This is a genomic window from Myxococcus sp. AS-1-15, from assembly GCF_020037055.1.
GTDB lineage: Bacteria > Myxococcota > Myxococcia > Myxococcales > Myxococcaceae > Myxococcus > Myxococcus fulvus.
In genome coordinates this window covers 320,995-341,244 of the sequence record NZ_JAIQDF010000005.1, presented here as the reverse complement: position 1 = coordinate 341,244, position 20,250 = coordinate 320,995, and the positions used below count along the sequence as shown (strand labels likewise).

Genomic DNA, 20,250 nt, shown 5'->3' with positions numbered 1-20,250 from the left:
CCGGGTCTCGGGTGGGGGCATGTCGGTCGAGGGCCCGTCAGGCAGGTCGGCTCCTCGTCCCTGCTCCTCCCGGCCGACCGGAATCCGGGGGCGGTTGCGTATCAGGCGATATGACTTCTTGGACAGCACCTGTGGTGGGGCGGTGGTGGTGGTTGGGTCTGCTGGGTGCCCTGCCCGCGTGGGCCGAGCCGGTGCGACTGGCGGATGTGTCGACTCCCGGGAGCGTCGTCAACACGGGGCCCATGGGGCTGACGGCGATGGAGGGGTACGCGCTCTTCTTCGGGGAGAACTCGCGCGAGCTCTATCGGACGGATGGGACGCCCGAGGGGACGAAGCTGCTGCGCACGCTCGCGTGGCGGCCCGAGCCGCTCGGCCCCGACAACTTCGGCTGGCAGCCTCCGCCCCGCTTCGCCGTCCTGGGCGCGAGCGCCTGGTGGCGAGGCCCCGAGGGACTGTGGACCACGGACGGCACCCCCGAGGGCACGCGCTTCATGGGGAGCCTGGGGCTCGCCGAGTCGCCGACCACGCCCGTCTCCTTCGGTGGCGCGCTCTACTTCTCGGCCGGCTCGCGGCTGTATCGCTCGGACGGCACGGCGCAGGGGACGCGGGAACTCGCGGCGTTCGCGATGAAGGACCTCGGCGTGACGCCGGCCGTGGAGGCGGGAGGCCAGCTCTTCTTCGGGTGTGAGTCCGGGACGTCGGGCCTGGAGCTGTGCCGGACGGATGGCACGTCCGCGGGCACGACGGTGGTCTCGGACCTGGTGCCCGGCTCCGGCGGTGGCGCACCTCGGCTGCTGGGCGCGGTGGCGGGCCGGGTGCTCTTCTCCGCGAGCGCGGGGACGGCGACGAGCCCTCGTCGGCTCTACGCGAGTGACGGCACGGCGACGGGCACTGTCCTGCTGCATGCCTCCGCGTCGCTGGGGGACGATGGCGTGGAGGCTCCGCTGGGTCTCCAGGGGCTCGCGCAGTCCCCCACCCTGTTGGACGGCGTGGCGTACTTCCCCTGCGTGAGCGAGGCGACGGGCGAGGAGCTCTGTCGAACCGAGGGCACGGCGGAGAGCACGACGATCCTGGACCTGAATCCAGGCACGGGCGCCACGTCGCCGCGCAAGCCGGCCGTACTCGGTGGGAGGCTCATCTTCCAGGCGTGCGCGTCACTGGGCGTGGGCAACGGTCAGGAGTGTCGGCTCCATGCGAGTGACGGCACGGTGGGCGGCAGCGAGGTTGTCTGGGGGGCGAAGCCCTTCGCGGGAATCGGGATGCGTGCCGGATTGAGCGCGGTGGGCAACCACCTCGTCTTCTACGGTCATCAGGGAGGGGGCTCGAGCTCGCTGTGGGCGACGGATGGCACGCAGGATGGAACGAGGCTGTTGCTGCAGCTCTCACCCGTCGAGCAGTTCGTCATCGCGGACCTGCGACGGGACGCGGTCGTCTTCGGGGGCAAGCTGCTCTTCCCCGCGAGCGATGGACTGCGTGGGTTGGAGCTGCACTTCACGGATGGCACGCAGCAGGGCACGAACATCGTGGCGGACCCCACCCCGAGGCGGGGTACGGGTCGGGTCCTGGACATGGCGGCGCTCGACGAGCGGCTCTATGTGACATCGCACCTGGGGGCGGGCCAGCGACTGATTCGGCTCGACGGCACGACGATGGCCAAGAACCTCCACTTCGCGACGAACAGCCTCAACGATTGGATCCAGCTGGCGCCCTTCCAGGGCCAAGCGTTGCTCTCCACGGCGTCGGGCCTGTGGGCCACGGATGACAGCGCCTCGGGCATCCACCACGTGACGGGGGATGTCTCCTCGGCCCGCATCATCCCCGGCGGGGACAAGGCCTTCCTCACGGTGGGAGGCCAGCTCTGGCGCACGGACGCCACACAGTCGGGGACCTGGCGCATCTCGGATGCCCCTGAGGGCGTGTCCGAGCCGGCGTACGTCCAGGGGAGTCTCTGGTTCAGCGGCAAGACGGAGGATGGTCGCCTGGAGCCCTGGACGACGACGGGAGAGCTCGGCCTGACGCGCAAGCTCAAGGACATCCACGTCGTCACCAGCGACGGGGGCTCGGCTCCACGCGAGTTCACGGGGCTGGGCGCGCTGACGTTCTTCTCCGCGAGGGACCAGGCCGGCCGCGAGCTGTGGAAGTCCGACGGCACCACGAGCGGCACGGTGCGCGTGGCGGACCTCCGTCCGGGGGAGGCCGGTGCGTCACCCGAGCAGCTCTTCGCGTGGAAGGGCCACCTCTACTTCTGGGCGACGGCGACGGAAGGTGTCACGACGCTGTGGAAGACGGATGGGACGGAGGCGGGCACGGTGTCGCTGCGCGCGGCGACGTTGCGGCGTGCTGCCACGGCATATGGATTGGACGACGCGAACTTCGTGGCGTGGGGCGACCACCTGTTCTTCAGCGGCGCGGACGCGGAAGGTGGCCGCGAGCTGTGGCGCACGGATGGGACGGAGGAAGGCACGGTGCGCGTCGCGGACCTGATGCCCGGAGTCGACTCGTCACATCCGAACGCGTTGCTCCTGGCGTCGCCCGAGGGTCCGCTGGTGTTCGCGGCGCTCGGTCCCACGACGGGGCGCGAGCTGTGGCGGCTGGATTCGCCCACGGGGGCGCCGACCCTGCTCGCGGAGATGATTCCGGGGGCGAGAGGCTCGAACCCGAGCCGCCTCACAATGGTGGGCTCGACGCTCTACTTCCAGGCGGATTACGGGCAGGGCATGACGGTCTACAAGCTGGCGGGCCTCATCGCGGACACCTTCCCGCCGAGGGTCAGCTGTCCGCCCAACCAGTCCGTGCAGGCGACGAGCACTCGAGGCGCCGAGGTCCGCTTCGAGGACGCCACGGCCTACGACGACTCGGGTGAAGTGCTCACGCTCGACGCAAGCCACGCCTCCGGAGCGACGTTCCCAGTGGGCACCACGGAGGTGACGTTCACGGCCAAGGACCTCGCGAGCAACGAGGGCACGTGCTCCTTCTCGGTGACGGTGACGGGGACCTCCCAGCCCGACGCGGGCCCGTCCACGCCGGATGCGGGAGGTCCTCCGCCCACGCAGCCGCCGGGCGAGGACAGCGGCTGTGGCTGCCAGAGCGGTGCCTCTTCCCTTCCCTGGGCGATGGCGCTGTTCGCGCTGCTCGGCCTGTCGCGGCGTCGCCCTCGCGTGATGCCCAGGTAGGCATTTGTCGCAGGCCCGGCCTTCCGAGCCGCGCTGAAAGCCGCCTTGCAATCCGTTGGATATATAGCTAGCTATATATCGCGCTATGAATTGGAGGTTCGGCATGGAAGTCGATTTCCTCGCGGGGCTCGGAGTGGGTTTCCTGGGCAGTCGTCTCAAGCGGTTGGCGGAGCGGATGCAGGCCGACGCTGGGGAGGTGGCCCGTTCGTTGGACCTGCCGGTGATGCCCGCGCAGATGTCGTTGTTGATGACGCTGCGGCTGCACGGGCCGATGACGGTGGGCGAGGTGGCGGAGCGTCTGGGGGTGGCGCAGCCGACGGTGACGCGGGCGCTCGGGTCGCTGGAGGAGTTCATCGAGACGCGGCGCTCGCCGGACGATCAGCGCGCGAAGGTGCTGGCGCTGACGGAGAAAGGCGAGGCGCTGCTGGTCCGGGTGCAGACGCAGCTGCTGGCGCGCATCGAGCCCGCAGCGGCCCAGCTGGTCGAGGGCCTGTCGGGGGACTTCATGCAGGGCCTGGCGAAGGTGGAGGCGCGGCTGGCCGAGTCCTCGATGCTGAAGCGGATTGAGGCCGCGGGCCCGCCGGCGATGTGGGTGCGAGACTTCTCCGATGACCAGGCGGAGGCCTTCCACCGCATCAACGCCGAGTGGATCCAGGAGATGTTCAAGCTCGAGGAGAACGACATCGCGCTGCTGTCGAAGCCGCGCGAGTTGATCCTCGACAAGGGCGGCGTGGTGCTGTTCGCGGAGACGCCGCAGTTGGGGGTGGTCGGCACCTGCGCGCTGATGGTGTCGAAGGACGGCTGGGTGGAGCTGACGAAGATGGGCGTGCTGAAGAGCGCGCGCGGTCTGAAGGTCGGTGAGTTCCTGCTCGCGAAGACGCTGGAGCGGGCGTCCAGCCTGGGCATGGACAAGATCTACCTGCTGACGAACAAGAAGTGCGGCCCGGCCATCCATCTGTACGAGAAGCTGGGCTTCGTGCACGACGCCGAAATCATGCAGCGGTTCGGCGCACGCTACGCGCGCTGCGACGTGGCGATGTCGTATCAGCCGAGGAGCCGCTCGTGAGTCCCCTGCCCGGCCATTCAGGCGGCAGCCCGCTCAAGCCGGAACGAGCTGGTCCGCGATGCGCGCCAGGTCCGACACGGAGGTCACCACCACGGCCTGGTGACAGTGCTTCTCGTAGGTGAGCATCTCGCTGTCACCGATGCCCCAGTTGCCGCGCTCCTCGGGGCAGATCCACAGCACGCGCTTCGCCTTGCGACGCAAGTCCTTCAGCGCCCAGACGTTGTTCGCGTTGTAGTTGTTCCGCCCATCCCCAATCACCATCACCGTGGTCCGCCGGGTGATGCTGCCCAGGTGGTCGCGGGTGAAGTCCGCCAGCGCACGGCCATAGTTCGAGTTGGCGCTCAGGGACACCGTCTTCCCCGCCGTCGCCATGTCGATGGCCTCGTCCACGTCCAGGTCCTTGAAGTACTGCGTCACCTCGCCCACGTCGGACACGAAGACGAACGAGCGCACGCGCACGAACAGCGACTGCATCGTGTGCATGAACAGCAGCATCATCCGCGAAGCGTTCCGGACCGAGTCCGACACGTCGCACAGCACCACCAGCTCCGGACGCTCGGGCCTGCGGCTGCGGAACTGGGGCACCATCGGCACCCCACCCCACGTCATGTTCCGACGCAGCGTCCTGCGCACGTTCAGCGCCCCCTTGCGGTGCGAGCGCTGCCGACGAATCAACCGGCTGCGCAGCTTCTCCGCCAGCGTGCGCACGGCGGACTCCATCTGGTCCACCTCCGCCTGCGAGAGCAGGTGCAGCGGCTTGTCCTGCGCCGTGTCCGTCCGCCGACGGATGCGAGCCTCCGCCTGCCGCTTCACCTCCTGCCGCGCGGCGTCTTCAATCTTCCGCATCGCCGCGGCCACGTGCCGCGAGACGATCTCCACGCCCTCCGGCGCCAGCCCACGCGCCTTCAGCTCCGCCTCCAGCGACTTCATGTCGGACCGGGCCTTGTCGATGCCCGCCCCCGCCAGCATCCGCCGCGCGAAGAACCCCGCCTGCAGCGGACTCTCCAGCTGAGACAGGTCCAACTGCAGCGACGCCATCCGGAAGATCTGCGCCAGCCGCGCCCTGTCCCCCTCCAGCACCGCCTGCGCCAACGGCGACATCTCCGGCAGCAACAGGTTCATCTGGTAGGTGACCATCTTCAGCAGGTCCCCATCCAGGTACCCCTCCTCCTGGAGCTGCGCGGCCAGCGACTTGTCGATGGCCTCGAACGTCGCCGCCGCCCCCGAGAAGAAGAAGTCGAACGCGCGGTTGAACGTGTCCACGTCCAGCTCACGCTTCACCAGCGTGGTCCGCAGCACCGCCCGGAACAGCGCCCGGTCCGTCAGTCCCACCTCGGCCGCCGCCTTCAGCGCGTCCTGCACCTCGGACGTGCTCACCCGCACGCCGTTCTGCCGCAGCACCTCCGCGAACTCGACGATGCGCGCGTCCATCAGCCCTGCCCCACCCGCTCGAAGGACATCACCGCCTCCACGTGGTGCGTCTGGGGGAACATGTCCACCACCTGCAGCGCCACGGGCCGATAGCCCGCCTCCACCAACCCCGCCGCGTCCCGCGCCAGCGAGGCCGGGTCACACGCCACGTACACCACCCGCCGGACCCCCAGCGCCACCATCCACTTCGCCAGCCCCGGAGCTCCGGCGCGAGGCGGGTCCGCCAGGCACACGTCGAACCGACGCCCCTCGGCCACCAGCCCGTCGCAGACCTTCCGCGCATCGCCCTGCACGAAGCGCACGTTGCTCACGCCCGCCTCACGCGCACTGCGCTGAGCCAGCTCCACGCCCAACGGGCTCGACTCCACTCCGAGCACCGACTGCACGCCCGCCGCCAACGGGAACGTGAAGTTTCCGTTGCCCGAATACAGCTCCAGCACCGACTCCTCGTCCCGCCCCGCCAGCTCGAAGATGGCCGACGTCACCAGCCCCACGTTCGCCTCCGCGTGCGCCTGGGCAAAGGCATCCGGCCGCAGATACAGCGGCACCTCCGGCCGCAACGGCGAGAGCGAGCGCAGCACCGGCCTGCCCACCAGCCTCGGCGAGCCCTCCTTCGGCACCAGCACCGCCCCTTCCAACCGCAGCGCCCGGACCGCGCCCTCCGCGGCCTCCAGGTGCCGCGCCGTCACCGGCCCCGTCAACGTCACGGCGAAGGCCGCCTTGTCGCCCTCGGCCAGCAGCAACACCTCCTCGGTGTCCTTCGCCAGCGGCTTGAGCAGCGGCACCAGCTTCCCGGGCAGCGCCGTCAGCACGGGCGTCAACGCGCCACACTCGGACACCGCGAGCCGCTCATGGCTGCGCCGGCTGAAGTACCCGAGCGTTCCCTTGCCCGCCGGGTGCAGCACCGCGCGCCGCCGGTAGCCCCAGTCCCGAGGCGCCACCATCAGCGGCCGGACGGTGAAGTCCTCGCGCCGCAGGTGCCCCAGGTGCTCGAGCGTCGAGAGGACGATCTCCTGCTTCGCCTCACGCTGCGCGGACTCCGCGAGCCCCAACCAGTCACACCCACCACACTCTCCGGCCAGGGTGCACGGCGCCGGACGCCGGGCGGGCCCCGGGGTGACGACCTCGCGCAGCACCCCGCGCAGCACCCGTCCCTGGGTTTCCAGATGGACGCGGACGGTGTCGCCGGGAAACGCGCCCGGGATGAAGACGGTGCGCCCCTGCCAGGACGCGACGCCTTCGCCGAGCTGCCCGAGGCGCTCGATGACCAGTGGAATGGGTGTCTCGGGGAGGGGCAGCATGCAGGCGCTCGATGGGGCGCCCTCAGGCGGGCCGCCCTACTTCCGGGTCGCGTCCGACGGGAGCTCCGAGCGCAACCGCTCCACGAACTCGCCGATCCGCGACCGCTTGTCGTCGTCAACGTCCAGGAACTCCACCGCCATCCCCGGGGACTGGGAGGACGCGGCGCCGAGCGCGTTGGTGCGCGTCACCCGGCCCTTCAACTCCACCGGGAAGTGCGCCCCCGGCAACGTCACCAGCAGCTTCACCACCGTGTCGACCGGCAGCGGCTTGTCGGTGTTGATGTAGAGCCCGCCTCGCGACAGGTTGACGGCCCAGTCCGTCACGAACCCCGCCACGCTCCGGTACGCCACCGGCAGCTCGTACTCCACCCGCGGCGCGCGGTGGTCGATGGGGTTCTGCTTCTCCGAGGTATCGGCCATTCGAGGGGCTCCGCCGGGGAAGTCGTCCGTACCACCCTCCCCCAGCGGCGCACCTTAGCCTCGGTCGCTCAGACTTTCATCTCGCGCACGTCCGGGGCGATCTTCAGCTTGGGCTCGGTGAGCTTCTGCACCAGCTCCACCGTCACGCCCGGGGCCACCTCGCGCAGCACCAGGCCCTCTGGCGTCACGTCGATGTAGGCGTGGTCCGTGACGATGTGGTGCACGCACTTGAGGCCCGTCAGCGGCAGCGAGCACTTCTTGAGGATCTTCGGCTGACCCTCCTTGTTCGCGTGCTCCATGGCCACGTAGATGCGCTTGGCGCCCACCGCCAGGTCCATGGCCCCGCCCATGCCCTTGATCATCTTCCCGGGGATCATCCAGTTCGCCAGGTCCCCCTCCTCGGAGACCTCCATCGCGCCCAGGACGGCCATGTCGATGTGGCCCCCGCGGATCATCCCGAACGACAGCGCCGAGTCGAAGAACGACGCGCCCTTCACCGTCGTCACCGTCTCCTTGCCCGCGTTGATGAGGTCCGGGTCTTCCTTGCCCGCCTCGGGATAGGGCCCGATGCCGAGCAGGCCGTTCTCCGACTGGAGCACCACCTCCACGCCCTCGGGGATGTAGTTGGGGACGAGCGTGGGGATGCCGATGCCCAGGTTCACGTAGAAGCCATCCCGCAGCTCCTGGGCGATGCGCTTCGCAAGCTGTTCACGAGTCAGTGGCATGGGGTCCTCAGGCCGTCTTGCGGACGGTGCGCCGCTCGATCCACTTCTGGAGGTTCTTCGCCTGGACGATGCGCTTCACGAAGATGCTCGGGATGTGCACCTGGTCGGGGTCCAGCTCGCCCGGCTGAACAATCTCCTCCGCCTCGACGATGGTGACCTTGGCCGCCATGCACATCATCGGGGAGAAGTTGCGCGCGGTCTTGTTGAACACCAGGTTGCCCCACGTGTCCGCCTTGGCCGCGTGGATGATGGCGAAGTCCGCCTTCAGCGGCGTCTCCAGCACGTGCAGCCGCCCGTCGATGACGCGCGTCTCCTTGCCCTCGGCCACCTGGGTGCCCGCGCCCGTCGGCGTGAAGAACCCGCCGATGCCGCAGCCGCCCGCGCGGATGCGCTCGGCCAGCGTGCCCTGCGGGTTGAGCTCCACGTCCAGCTCGCCGGAGAGGAACTGGCGCTCGAACTCCTTGTTCTCCCCCACGTAGCTCGACACCATCTTCTTCACCTGCTTGTTCTGGAGCAGGATGCCCAGCCCGAGCTCGGTGGTGCCGCAGTTGTTGGAGATGATGGTGAGGTTCTTCACGCCCTTGCGATGAATCGCCTCGATGAGATTCTCGGGGTTGCCACACAACCCGAAGCCGCCGCTCATCAGCGTACAGCCGTCCGGGATGTCGGCGACCGCCTCGTCCGCGCTCGCGTAGACCTTGTTCATGCGCCCTCCTGATAACGGAAACGGGGTGAAGGCCCGTCGAAGGCCCTCACCCCGCCCCTCTCCCCGTGGGGAGAGGGTGGACTACCGCTCCACCATCAGCGCGATGCCCTCGCCGCCGCCGATGCACAGCGACGCGACGCCCCGCTTCTTGCCCTGGTCCTTCATCGTCTGCAGCAGCGTCACCAGCACGCGCGCGCCCGAGGCGCCAATCGGGTGGCCCAGCACCACGCCGCCGCCGCGCACGTTCACCTTCGCCGGGTCCAGGCCGAGGATGCGGTTGTTGGCGATGGACACCACCGCGAACGCCTCGTTGATCTCCCACAGGTCCACGTCCGCCGCCTTCACGCCCTTCTTCGTCAGCAGCGTGTTGATGGCGTCCGCCGGCGCGATGGTGAACTCCACGGGCTTGCGCGCCGCCTGCGCGTAGCCGGTGATGCGGCCGAGGATGGTCTTCCCCTCCGCCTTCGCCCGCTCCTCGCTCATCAGCACCAGCGCCGCGGCGCCGTCGTTGATGGAGGACGCGTTGGCGGCCGTCACCGTGCCGTCCTTCTTGAACACGGGCTTGAGGCCGGGAATCTTGTCCGGCTTGGCGTTGCGAGGACCCTCGTCCTCGGACACCGTCGTCTCCTCACCGGGCTTCTTGCCGGGGATGACCACGGGGACGATCTCCGCGGCGAACAGGCCCTCCTTCTGGGACTGGATGGCGCGGCGGGTGGACTCCAGCGCGAACTCGTCCTGCTGCGCGCGGCTGATGTTCTGCGACGTGGCGCACTCCTCGGCGCAGTTGCCCATGTGGACGTTGCCGTACACGTCCCAGAGGCCGTCGTGGATCATCGCGTCCTTGAACTCCACGTTCCCCATGCGCGCGCCGCCACGCATCGTGTGGCTGATGTACGGCGCGTTGCTCATGGACTCCATGCCGCCCACGACGACGACGTCCGCCTCGCCCAGCGCAATGGCCTGCGCGCCCGCGATGACGGCCTTCAGGCCGGAGCCACAGACCTTGTTGAGCGTGGTGGCGGGAACTCCCTCGGGCAGGCCGGCGAACAGCGTGGCCTGACGGGCGGGCGCCTGGCCGACGCCGGCCTGGAGCACGTTGCCCATGATGACTTCCTGTACGGCCTCGGGCTTGACGCCCGCGCGCTCGAGCGCGGCCTTGATGGCCACAGCGCCCAGCTGCGGAGCCGTCAGCTTGGAGAGCGCCCCCTGGAAGGAGCCGATGGGGGTACGGGCCGCGCCCACGATGACGACTTCACGAGCCATGAATCTGTCTCCCTTGAGGATGTACGGAGGTCCTTCGATAACAGCGGCGCTCGCCCTTATCACCGGGCGTTCCCCGGAGTTCAAGCGTCCTCGCTCGCCGTCCGGGCCGGAGCGTCGCCTGTCCGACCGGTCGGGAGGTCGGCGCCCATTCCCCCGAAAAGGCAACGGCCGGGCCCCCTTGCGGGAACCCGGCCGTCACGCCGTGAAGCGGCTCGCTGACTACTTCTTGGTCAGCTTGCCCATCACGTCGCCGAGGCGCGCCTTGGAGCCTTCCGCCTGCTTGCGGAGGTACTCGCGGTAGTCGTCGCCCTCGCCGATCAGCGCCTTCATGGACAGCGCGACCTTCCGGTCCGGCGTGTTGATGTCGATGATCTTCACCTCGACATCCTGGTTCTCCTGCACCACGTCACGCGGGTTCTCGACACGCTCCTCCTTCAGCTCGGAGACGTGGACGAGGCCCTCGATGCCCGGCTCGATCTCCACGAACGCGCCGAAGTCGGTGACCTTGGTGACCTTGCCCTTCACGCGGCTGCCCACAGGCAGGCGCTCGGACAGCGTCTCCCAGGGGTCCGGCTGGAGCTGCTTGATGCCCAGGCTGAAGCGCTCGTTCTCGACGTCGATGTTGAGGACCACCGCCTCGACCTCGTCGCCCTTCTTGAACATCTCGCCCGGGTGCTTGATGCGCTGGGTCCAGGAGATGTCGGACACGTGCACCAGGCCGTCCACGCCCTCCTCGACGCCGACGAACACGCCGAAGTCGGTGACGTTGCGGATCTGACCCTTGATGACGGAGCCGATCGGGTACTTGTCCTCGAGCAGCGTCCAGGGGTTCTGCTCGATCTGCTTCATGCCCAGCGCGATGCGCTTGGCCTTCGGATCGATGTCCAGGACGACGGCCTCCACCTCCTGGCCGACCTCCAGGATCTTGGACGGGTGCTTGAGGCGCTTGGTCCAGGACATCTCGGACACGTGCACCAGACCCTCGACGCCCTGCTCGATCTCGATGAACGCGCCGTAGTCGGTGATGCTGACGACCTTGCCCTTGACGCGCGTGCCGACCGGGTACTTCTCGTCGGCGCGGTGCCACGGGTCCTCCTGGATCTGCTTCAGGCCCAGGCTGACGCGCTCCTGCGTCGGGTCGAACTTGAGGACGACGACGCGGACCTCGTCACCCACGTTGAACATCTCGCTGGGGTGACCGATGCGGCCCCACGACATGTCCGTGATGTGGAGCAGGCCGTCGATGCCGCCCAGGTCGATGAACGCACCGTAGTCGGTGAGGTTCTTGACCACGCCCTTGAGGACCGCACCCTCCTTCAGGTTCTTGAGGGTCTCCTTCTTCATCTCCTCGCGCTGCTTCTCGAGGAGCACGCGGCGGCTCAGGACGATGTTGCCGCGCTTCTTGTTGAACTTGATGACCTTGAACTCGAATTCCTTCGAGATGTACTGGTCAAGGTTGCGCACGGGCCGGATGTCGACCTGGCTGCCCGGGAGGAACGCCTTCACGCCGATGTCGACGGAGAGGCCACCCTTCACGCGGCCGACGATGGTGCCCTTGACGATCTCATCGCGCTCGCAGGCGGCGCTGATCTCGTCCCAGATGCGCATCTTGTCGGCCTTCTCCTTGGAGAGGACGACCATGCCGGTGTCGTTCTCACGGCTCTCCAGGAGGACCTCGACCGGGTCGCCCGCCTTGACGGAGATCTCTCCGCGAGGGCTGGTGAACTCGGAGATCGGGACCTGACCCTCGGACTTGTAGCCGATGTCGACGATCGCGAAGTCCTTGGTCACCTGCACGACGGTGCCCTTGACGATCTCCCCTTCCTTCAGGATGCCGTCGCCACCGCGCTGCTTGAGCGACTCTTCGAACATCGCCGCGAAGTTCTCATCGCCGGCGTCCGTCTCGATCTGCTGGTTCACGTTCTGCTGCATGGAGTTGGAAGTCCTTTGAAACGGTACAGCTGCCCCCTGATTTGATGGACGGGGCCTCCGCGCGGGGAGCAGCGGGAGGTCACGGACGTCCCCACCTCTGGGGACTTTTGAATGAAGCCGCGCACCCTAGACACCGGTTATTCCGGTAGTCAAGCGCGCTCGTGCCCCATGTGCTGATCACGGGATGTGCTCCGCCGGAACTGTCAAGACCCGGTGGGACCTTCCGCATCACTCGAACTAAGACCGCTCGCCCTCCCGTGCACCCCTGACTTCAGGGAGTCACGCGAGCGACCGGTGCACCTGCCCGGTCAGCGAGCCCGCGCACTGTACTCGAAAAATCCGCTGAAATGCGACCGCTCGCGTGCAGGCCCGTTCCGCTCGTGGGTCGAGGTCCGCGAGTCCGGTGCCCGGCGTGAGTCATGGGGGAGGTGCGCCCGGGGGGGTGGACTGTTTTCCCGCACGTCGGCGGCCGCGGGCCTCTTCCTTCCCTTCCCTCTCATGAGGTCGTCGCCTTCGCTCCGGGCTGGCACCGTGTACTGGGATTCCAAGAAGGACATAGAATGCCGCGTTCACTTCTCGGCTGGCACAGGATGTCCATGCTTCGTTGGAGCCCTTCCCTGCTTCTGGTGGTCGTCGTCCTGCTGGGCGCGGGTCGTGTGTCCGCGCAGGGTGTGGACTCGAACCGGCTCATCCTGTCGCGCGACAGGAACGTGGAGGTCCTGCTCGTCGAGGAGAAGGCCTACGCGGGCGCGTCCCACACGCTGGGGTGGCTCTACTACGACGACCTGGTGTCGCGGGGGTACGTGGACATCGGGAACCCGGATGATCCCAACGACGACGTGCTCATCGACGTCGAGGGCAATGGCATCCCGGACTTCCACGAGGACTTGTACAACCTCAATCCGGACCGGGGTTACATCGGCGAGGCCACGCGGTGCATCCCGGAGCGCATCTTCTTCCATCGGCGGGCGGAGACCGGTGAGGTGCTCCGCCTGCGCGAGCCGGAGCTGCTGACGGGCGGTTGCACGTCGGCCACCAGCTACTCGCCGAATGGTGGGCCCAAGCGATGGCCGGACGATGTGCCGGACTATCCCGCGCGTCCGGTGGGCGCGGTGGTGGGGCAGCGCGTGCGCGATGCGACGGACCTGGTGGATGCCAGCGGGAACTTCCGTTCGGGCGCGGTGCCGGGGCTGCTGGATGCGTACTTCAGCGACCGGGGCGTCTTCCCCCACATCCCCAACCTGCTCGAGCCGGATGATGCACAGAACGGCCACATGGGATTGGGGAACATCATCCTGTTGAGCACGGATGACGATGCGAACCTGTGCCCTGGGTCGCCCGCGGTGGAGTGCCTCACGCCGCGGCTGGCATCCCGGGGCCCGGGGCAGCCGGCGTCGGTGGGACCCATCTGGGACCTGTCGGGCGCGCTGGATGGGCTGCCTGACTACAAGGCGAGCGCATTCGGTCCGGACGGGCGCGTCATCGCGGGGCGGGACGTGACGGCGGCCATCAACGAGGAGGACCGCCGGGTGAGCCTGGGGACGGTGACGGGGGGGCGGGAGATCGTCTTCTTCCTCGTCACGTATCTGGAGCATGACTACGACCGCGCCACGGATGCGTGCTTCCTGCCCGCCATCACCCCCGAGGGCCGGTACCAGTGCGAGCTGTGGGGGCACGGGGACATCAACGTCTTCTTCTCGAAGACGATACTGAACCTGGACCTGCATCAGTCGCTGTCGACGGACCGGGTGACGACGGTCAACCCGAGTTCGAACTGGCTCAGCCCGACGAGCTACTCGCGGCTCCAGTCGCGCGAGTACGGCAAGGTCCAGATCGTCGAATCCTACGACATGGACGCGTGGAGCTATCAGCAGCGCACGCCCCACGTGTTGATGCTGGCGCCCATGGAGTCGACGGACACGTGGGTGATGAGCTGGGAGGATCTCACCGCGGGCGGAGATCTGTCGTTCAACGACCTGACGTTGCTCATCCGGGGCGTGGGCATCGAGCCCACGGTGACGCGGCTGGAGCACCAGGGCGGGCCCATCATCGAGGGCGAGTCGACGTTCTTCACGGCGTATGTGACGGACGTCTCGGGCACTCCGCTGACGACGGGCACGATGAGCTTCTTCGTGAATGGGGACTTCGTCACGTCCCAGGACGTCGACAGCGCGGGGTCCGCCACCGTGGCGCTCTCGTTCTTCCCGATGGGCGAACATCGTGTCGTCGCGGAGTTCGGTGGCATCGAGAACGTGTACTCGTGGAGCATGTCCGAGGAACTGCTGGTGGTCGCCGAGCCTGCGGACGGCGGGAGCCTGCCGGATGCGGGGCAGCCGGATGGCGGCCCTCGGGATGCCGGGGCGCCCGATGCCGGGGCGTTCGACGCAGGACCTCCGGATGCAGGAGCGCCGGACTCGGGTACCCCCGATGCGGGGGTTCCGGATGCTGGCACGCCCGACGCGGGCACCGCCGACGCGGGCGCGGAGCCTGATGCGGGAGCTCCCCCGGAGCCCGACGCGGGTGAAGATGCGGGCACGCCGCCCGAGCCTGACGCCGGTGAAGATGCGGGCACGCCGCCCGAGCCTGACGCCGGTGAGGTGAAGATGCGGGCACGCCGCCCGAGCCTGACGCCGGTGAAGATGCGGGCACGCCGCCCGAGCCTGACGCCGGTGACGACGCGGGTACGACGCCGCAGCCAGAACCGGACGCGGGTGACGGCGACGCCGGCACTGCTCCCGACGCAGGCACCGAGGACGCGGGACCCTCGGACCCCAACGGCCCCAGCGAGCCGGAACTGCCAGGCCCTCGCGACTTGACGGTCACCGGTTGGGGTTGCGGCGCCACCGACGCCAGCAGCGCGTCCTTCGTGATGCTGGCGCTCTGGGTGGGTGTGTCGTTCCTCCGGAGGCGGAAGCTCGACTGACGACGAGGACGGGACTCTCGGTGTGATGGATTGTCAACGCCGAGAGTCGCCCGCCCTCGTGAAGCCCTCGGTCGTGGTGGGCACCTCGGCCCGATGCCTATCGGACGGAGGTGCGATGAAGGAATTGCCCCTCACGGGACAACGACACTTCCTCCAGTGGCTTTCCTCCATGGCTTGTGTTGCATGACAGGTGCTACAGCCACAGGAATGCAAATACAAAACAGCAGCCAATCGAGGCGTGGTGCGTTGCTGGCGTTCGCATTCCTGGCGGCTGCCTGCGGAGGCGGTCTCCCAGAGACGGATGACGCCCCTGCTGAGCAGGAGGGGCTCGGGCAGATGGAGCAGACGCTTCCCCCGCCGCTGCACTGCACCAGCGAGACCTTCGGGTACACCGCCTACTATTCAGACTCTTCGATGACCGTGGAGGTCGGGCGGCAGGATTGCATCTGCGGCGAGCTGTACATGCACGGCTCGCGCAGCATGTATTTCAGGACGCACACCTACTCCAACTGTCGGGGCTGATTCGCCCCAGGCCTCACGGCGTCTTCCAGTCCCCGTAGCACGCCGTGAGTCCGCACTCAGGACACCGGCAGCCGATGTAGACCCAGCGGACATCCGTGGTGCCCTTGTAGAAGGCGAAGCCCACGGCCATCTCGAACGCCCCATTCCCACAGGGGCACTCGGCCTGTTGGAGCTCAGCCTCCTCGAGGAATTCCTCGCTGTCCGCGAGGGGCACCTCGTGCTCGCACTTCACGCAGCACTGCACCGCCGCACCCGCCTCCTCGTCGAGGATGAGATGGGAGCGCTCGTGGCCACACTCCGGGCAGCTCAACTCATCCAGCCGCTCGAGGGGATACTTGTTCGCCTTGCTGTACCGCTCCAGCTCGGGGCGGATGTCCGCGCGCGAATCGCCGTAGTAATGCCGGCCCTTCTTCTTCAACGCCACGCGCCTACCCCAGCAGCTTGAAGCTCTCGCGCGCAATCACCACGCGCTGCACCTCGCTGGTGCCCTCGTAGATGGTCTGCACGCGGGCGTCGCGGAAGTACCGCTCCACCGGGAACTCGTCGATGTAGCCGTAGCCACCATGAAGCTGCACGGCCTTGTCGCAGACGCGGTTGCTCGTCTCGCTGGCGTACAGCTTCGCCATCGACGCCTCGCGGGAGAACGGCTGCTTCTGGTCCTTGAGGAACGCCGCGCGCAGGGTCAGCAGCTCCGCCGCGTCGATCTGCGTCTTCATGTCGGCGATCATGAACCGCGGGCCCTGGAACTCCCCCACGGCCTGGCCGAAGGCCTTGCGGTCCTTCACATACGAGACCGTCGCCTCCAGCGCCGCCCGCGCCACGCCGCACGCCTGCGACGCGATGCCGATGCGCCCGCCGTCCAGCGCGACCATCGCCAGCCGGAACCCCTGCCCTTCCGCCGCCAGCAGGTTCTCCGCCGGAATGACGCAGTCCTCGAACGTCAGCGGCACGGTGTTCGACGAGCGCAGGCCCATCTTGTCCTCGTGACGCCCGACGATGAGGCCCTTCGTCCCGCCCTCCACGATGAAGCAGGACAAGCCCTTGTTGCCCGCGCCCGACGTCCGCGCCCACACCACGAACACCCCGGCGTGCGCACCCGACGTGATCCACTGCTTGCTGCCGTTGAGCACCCACGTGTCGCCACGCCGCACCGCCGTGGTCCTGAGCGCGCCCGGGTCCGAGCCTGCGTGCGGCTCGGAGAGCGCGAACGAGCCCGCCACCGCCTCACCGGACGCCAGCCGCGTCACGTACTTCTCGCGCTGGGCCTCGGTCCCGAAGGCGTTGATCAGCTCGCCACACATGTTCGTGACGGCCATCGTCACCGCGGTGGACGCGTCCGCCGCCGCCATCTCCATCATCGCCAGCGCGTAGGAGACGGCGCCCGCCTCCGAGCCGCCGTACTTCGCCGGGATGTTCACCCCGAGCAGCCCCAGCTCCCCCAGCTCCTTGTAGAGCTCCGTCGGGAAGCGCTCCGTGCGGTCCAGCTCGCGGGCCAGCGGCGCCACGCGCTCGCGCGCGAACTTGCGGGCCGTCTCGCGAATCAGCGTCTGGGTCTCGGTCAGCTCGAGGTTCACGGAGGTCTTCCTACTCGACGGCCTTGAGGTTGAACGGGTACTCGATGGGGTGGTCCGTGCCGTCCGGAGGCTTGGGGAACGTCATGGACGTCAGCACGGCCACCACGCAGTCGTGCAGGTTCGGGTCCTTCAGCGTGCTGCCCTTCTTCACCTTGGCGTTCTTCACCAGGCCATTGGCGTCGATGGTGAAGGACGTGTGCAACTTGCCCTCCACCTTCTTGTCCTTCTCCGCCATGTGGTCCTCGTAGCACTCCTGGATGCGCCCCTGGTTGTAGGCGACCACCTGGCGGATGGAGTCCGGCGTGAAGGGCATCCGCTCCACGTCCGGCGCGTCGCTCTTCGCGGGCGCCGGCTTCGTGGGGGCCGCGGGCTTCCCGCCCTCGGACTTCTTCGACGGAGTGCCCTGGGCGAGCGCCGCGGCGGACGCCAGGACCAGTACGGGAAGCAGTGCCCTCTTCATGATGCCTACTCCTTCAGGACGTTGGCCGAGATGACGATGCGCTGGATCTCGCTCGTCCCCTCGTAGATCTCGGTGATGCGAGCGTCGCGCACGTGGCGCTCCGCGTCCATCTCCTTGCTGTAGCCCATGCCGCCGTGCACCTGGAGGGCCTTGTTCGTCACGCGGTTGGCCATCTCGCTGGCGAACAGCTTCGCCATCGCGCTCTCCGCGCTGTGACGCACGCCCTTGTCCTTGAGCAGGGCCGCCCGCCAGATGAGCAGCCGGGCCGCGTCGATCTCCATGGCCATGTCGGCGATCATGAACTGGATGGCCTGGTGCTCGCGGATGGGCTTGCCGAACGACTTGCGCTCACCCGAGTAGCGGACGGCCTCCTCGTACGCGGCGCGCGCGATGCCCAGCGCCTGGGACGCGATGCCGATGCGGCCGCCGTCCAGCGTGGACATGGCGACCTTGAAGCCCTCGCCCTCCTTGCCCAGCAGGTTCTTGGCCGGCACGCGCATGTCCTCGAAGAACATGGAGCAGGACCAGGCGGCGCTGATGCCCATCTTCTTGTCGGGCTCGGCGCGCGTGAAGCCGGGGGTGTTGGTGGGGACCAGGAAGGCGCTGATGCCCTTGTGGCCCGCCTCCTTGTTCGTCATCGTGAACAGCACGATGGCGTCGGCCTTGGGGCCGTTGGTGATCCAGTTCTTCGAGCCGTTGATGATGTACTCGTCACCCCGGCGCACCGCGACGGTCTGCTGGGCGGCGGCGTCGCTGCCGGCCTCGGGCTCCGTCAGGCCGAAGCAGCCGAGCTTGTCACCCCGCGCGAACGGCGTGAGGAACTCCTCCTTCTGCGCCTCGGTGCCGAACTTCATCACCGGATCACAGTAGAGCGAGTTGTTCACGCTCATGATGACGCCGGTGGAGGCACAGCCGCGGCTGATCTCCTCCATGGCGAGCGCGTAACAGACATTGTCCAGGCCCGCGCCGCCGTACTGCTCGGGGACGGCGACACCGAGCAGCGACAGCTCGGCGAGCTTCTTCACCGCATCGGTGGGCCACGTGTGGTGCTCATCCCACTTGCGGGCGTTGGGGGTCAGTTCCTTGGCGGCGAACTCGCGGCACATCCGCTGGATCTCGCGCTGGACGTCGGTCAGCTCGAAGTTCATGAGGGCTCCATATTACGGGGGGTGCTCCCAGGGAATAGCGAAGACGAAGGACCCGTCCCCAAGCGACGGTTACCGTGCCGAGGAGCCGCCGGTTGGCCGCCCCCGCTCCCCGGATTCCAGGGGCGAGCCCAGGAACATGTTCAGGGGCACCGTGACGTCGAAGGACACGTCCATCCGCGCCCCCTCCCCCGTCCAGGCCCGGCGCAGCACCACCGACACCGTCCACGGCGTCGTGGCCTCGTGCCGTTCAATCAGGTCATACGTGAGGCCCACCCCCGCCACGCCCCCGGAGCCGTCCTGCCCCCACAGGCCCGCTCCCTCGGCGAGCACCCCGAGGCGCGCCCGGTCCGGGAACACCGACACGCGTGCCCCCGCGAGCAGCCGCCACTTCGCGGGGGCCAGGCGGACCTGGGGCTCGAGGAAGGGCGAGACGAGCAGCGTGGGCCCGGGGATGTCCCACGCTCCGAGCGCCCACGGATGGATGGGCCAGGAGAGCACCCAGTGGTCTGGAGCCCCCGAGGCCCACTGGTAGCGGACATCGGGCATCAACGGCTCGAGGAAGCACCCGGTATAGATGCACAGCGAGCGCTTCCACGACACGAGCGGCGAGGCGCGGCCGTGCTCGTCGTCGGGCGGGGCTTCGCGAGCGGGTTCAGGGGGCTCACCCTCGCGCGCGGGCGGACGAACGGGCTCGTCGGCGAGCGCGCGGCTCGAAGGGGCCAGGCGCCCATCGAGGACGCCCGTCGGGACACGCTCGGCGCGGGCCGGCGACGCGGCCAGGAGGACCGTGAGGAGACTCCCGACCGCGCGCGCGTGAATCACACGCCCGTGAAGCTCGCGGGACGCTTGGCGAGGAAGGCCTGCATGCCCTCGCGCTGGTCATGGGAGCCGAACAGCTCCGCGAAGCCCTGGCGCTCGAGCGTGTTGGCCTCGGTGAGGTCCTTGTCCGCGCCCTGCTCGATGACCCGCTTGGCCTTGCCGATGGCCAATGGGCTGTTCTTGAGCATCTTCGCCGCGACGGCGCGGCAGTGCGCGAGCAGCCCGTCGGCCGGCAGCACCTCCAGCACCAGGCCGATCTCCTTCGCCTTGGCCGCGTCGATGCGCGCGCCCGTGAAGATGAGCTCCTTCGCGCGGGCCCGGCCCACCACGCGGGTGAGCCGCTGCGTGCCGCCGAAGCCCGGAATGACCCCCAGGCCCACTTCCGGCAGGCCGAGCTGCGCCTTCTCGGACGCGTAGATGAAGTCGCACGCCAGGGCCAGCTCACAGCCGCCGCCCAGCGCGAAGCCGTTCACCGCGGCGATGGTGGGGATGGTCAAGGACTCCAGCAGCGCGAGCGCGCGGTGGCCCAGGGCGGCGAACTCCTGCGCCTGGGACTCGTTCAGCGCCGCCATCTCCGCGATGTCCGCGCCCGCGACGAAGGCCTTCTCGCCTCCGCCGGTGACGATGAGCACGCGCGTCTCGACGCCGAGCGAGCGCACCGCCGCCTCGAACTCCTGCAGCGTCTTGTTGTTGAGGGCGTTGAGCGCCTTGGGACGGTCGATGGTCAGCGTGGCGACCGCGCCGTCGTGCTCCAGTCGGAGGTTCTCGTAGGTCATGGTCCGGTGTC

General features: G+C 68.5%; 17 protein-coding genes. 4 read left to right on the top strand and 13 right to left on the bottom strand.

The genetic code is table 11. From position 1 onward, the window contains the following. Window positions 1-152: 152 nt before the first annotated feature. Window positions 153-3,173 carry an HYR domain-containing protein gene (locus K8625_RS17180; RefSeq protein WP_223783309.1) on the top strand — a complete coding sequence of 1,007 codons (3,021 nt, stop codon included), beginning with the start codon at window positions 153-155 and terminating at the stop codon, window positions 3,171-3,173. 103 nt (window positions 3,174-3,276) lie between these two features. Beyond that, the gene (locus K8625_RS17175) at window positions 3,277-4,239 is read left to right on the top strand and encodes a GNAT family N-acetyltransferase (protein WP_223783308.1); all 963 of its coding nucleotides are present in this window, start codon (window positions 3,277-3,279) and stop codon (window positions 4,237-4,239) included. Between the two features lie 33 nt (window positions 4,240-4,272). Here K8625_RS17175 and K8625_RS17170 read toward each other — a convergent pair whose 3' ends face one another. The 7 genes from K8625_RS17170 to K8625_RS17140 form a co-directional block, all read right to left on the bottom strand. After that, on the bottom strand, window positions 4,273-5,670 hold the full coding sequence (locus K8625_RS17170) for a VWA domain-containing protein (RefSeq protein ID WP_141330448.1): 1,398 nt from the start codon (window positions 5,668-5,670) through the stop codon (window positions 4,273-4,275). Further along, window positions 5,670-6,971 (bottom strand): class I SAM-dependent RNA methyltransferase, encoded by a 1,302-nt coding sequence (locus K8625_RS17165; RefSeq protein WP_223783307.1) that lies wholly within the window; start codon window positions 6,969-6,971, stop codon window positions 5,670-5,672. The genes K8625_RS17170 and K8625_RS17165 overlap by 1 nt, the downstream gene beginning before the upstream one ends. Window positions 6,972-7,007: 36 nt before the next feature. Continuing rightward, window positions 7,008-7,391, bottom strand: a complete 384-nt coding sequence (locus K8625_RS17160; protein WP_141330444.1) for a TIGR02266 family protein — start codon at window positions 7,389-7,391, stop codon at window positions 7,008-7,010. Between the two features lie 68 nt (window positions 7,392-7,459). Beyond that, window positions 7,460-8,116: a CoA transferase subunit B gene (locus K8625_RS17155; RefSeq protein ID WP_223748569.1), complete on the bottom strand. Its 657-nt coding sequence runs from the start codon at window positions 8,114-8,116 to the stop codon at window positions 7,460-7,462. 7 nt (window positions 8,117-8,123) lie between these two features. Continuing rightward, window positions 8,124-8,822: a CoA transferase subunit A gene (locus K8625_RS17150; RefSeq protein ID WP_046713813.1), complete on the bottom strand. Its 699-nt coding sequence runs from the start codon at window positions 8,820-8,822 to the stop codon at window positions 8,124-8,126. Between the two features lie 81 nt (window positions 8,823-8,903). Further along, window positions 8,904-10,085: an acetyl-CoA C-acetyltransferase gene (locus K8625_RS17145; RefSeq protein WP_223748570.1), complete on the bottom strand. Its 1,182-nt coding sequence runs from the start codon at window positions 10,083-10,085 to the stop codon at window positions 8,904-8,906. Between the two features lie 219 nt (window positions 10,086-10,304). Continuing rightward, window positions 10,305-12,017 carry a 30S ribosomal protein S1 gene (locus K8625_RS17140; RefSeq protein WP_141330440.1) on the bottom strand — a complete coding sequence of 571 codons (1,713 nt, stop codon included), beginning with the start codon at window positions 12,015-12,017 and terminating at the stop codon, window positions 10,305-10,307. A 596-nt stretch (window positions 12,018-12,613) separates the two neighbouring features. Here K8625_RS17140 and K8625_RS17135 point away from each other — a divergent pair. Next, window positions 12,614-14,833 carry an Ig-like domain-containing protein gene (locus K8625_RS17135; RefSeq protein ID WP_223783306.1) on the top strand — a complete coding sequence of 740 codons (2,220 nt, stop codon included), beginning with the start codon at window positions 12,614-12,616 and terminating at the stop codon, window positions 14,831-14,833. 443 nt (window positions 14,834-15,276) lie between these two features. Beyond that, entirely contained in the window at window positions 15,277-15,462 is a 186-nt protein-coding gene (locus K8625_RS17130; RefSeq protein ID WP_223783305.1) for a hypothetical protein, read from the top strand. A 13-nt stretch (window positions 15,463-15,475) separates the two neighbouring features. Here the strand turns inward: K8625_RS17130 and K8625_RS17125 are convergent, their stop codons facing one another. The 6 genes from K8625_RS17125 to K8625_RS17100 form a co-directional block, all read right to left on the bottom strand. Next, complete coding sequence (locus K8625_RS17125; protein WP_223783304.1) at window positions 15,476-15,886, bottom strand: hypothetical protein; 411 nt, start codon at window positions 15,884-15,886, stop codon at window positions 15,476-15,478. Between the two features lie 4 nt (window positions 15,887-15,890). Then, window positions 15,891-17,036 carry an acyl-CoA dehydrogenase family protein gene (locus K8625_RS17120; RefSeq protein ID WP_141333060.1) on the bottom strand — a complete coding sequence of 382 codons (1,146 nt, stop codon included), beginning with the start codon at window positions 17,034-17,036 and terminating at the stop codon, window positions 15,891-15,893. A 10-nt stretch (window positions 17,037-17,046) separates the two neighbouring features. Next, entirely contained in the window at window positions 17,047-17,496 is a 450-nt protein-coding gene (locus K8625_RS17115) for an AgmX/PglI C-terminal domain-containing protein (protein WP_223783303.1), read from the bottom strand. A 5-nt stretch (window positions 17,497-17,501) separates the two neighbouring features. Then, on the bottom strand, window positions 17,502-18,644 hold the full coding sequence (locus tag K8625_RS17110; RefSeq protein WP_223748574.1) for an acyl-CoA dehydrogenase: 1,143 nt from the start codon (window positions 18,642-18,644) through the stop codon (window positions 17,502-17,504). A gap of 69 nt (window positions 18,645-18,713) precedes the next feature. Beyond that, complete coding sequence (locus K8625_RS17105; RefSeq protein ID WP_223748575.1) at window positions 18,714-19,466, bottom strand: hypothetical protein; 753 nt, start codon at window positions 19,464-19,466, stop codon at window positions 18,714-18,716. Then, on the bottom strand, window positions 19,463-20,239 hold the full coding sequence (locus tag K8625_RS17100) for an enoyl-CoA hydratase/isomerase family protein (protein ID WP_223783302.1): 777 nt from the start codon (window positions 20,237-20,239) through the stop codon (window positions 19,463-19,465). The genes K8625_RS17105 and K8625_RS17100 overlap by 4 nt, the downstream gene beginning before the upstream one ends. Between the last annotated feature and the right edge of the window lie 11 nt (window positions 20,240-20,250).